1 protein-coding gene is annotated in these 437 nt (G+C 67.0%); it reads right to left on the reverse strand.

Annotated elements, in window-relative coordinates:
* Positions 1-386, reverse strand: a 386-nt coding sequence (moaC, locus tag I0Q12_RS33705) for a cyclic pyranopterin monophosphate synthase MoaC (protein WP_374068774.1), incomplete at its 3' end; no start/stop codon positions are given.
* Positions 387-437 lie beyond the last annotated feature (51 nt).

Consider the following 437-nt stretch of genomic DNA (forward strand, 5'->3'; position numbering starts at 1 on the left):
TTGACCATGTCGTGCAGGGTCAGTCCCGCGACCGCGACCGCGGTCAGCGCTTCCATCTCGACACCGGTGGGTCCCTTCGTCTTCGCGGTCGCCTCCACGGTGATCGACGTGTCGGTGAATCCGAACGACACCTTCACCGACGACAACGCCAGCTGGTGGCACAGCGGGATGAGTTCCCAAGTGCGTTTGGCGGCAGCGATTCCCGCTATGCGCGCGGTCGCGAGGACGTCGGCCTTGGGCATGTCGTCGGCCCGTACCAGCGACACCACCTCGGGGGTGGTGACCAGCTCACCTGCGGCGACCGCGACCCGGGTGGTGTCGGCCTTGGCGGAGACGTCGACCATGCGGGCCCGGCCCTGGTCGTCGAGATGACTCAGATCGCTCACAGCGGAAGTACTTTCACGAGATCTCCGGCGCGGAGGGAGGTGGTGTCGGCC

Origin of the sequence: Rhodococcus sp. CX (assembly GCF_015865005.1) — a bacterium.
Classification (GTDB): Bacteria; Actinomycetota; Actinomycetes; order Mycobacteriales; family Mycobacteriaceae; genus Rhodococcus.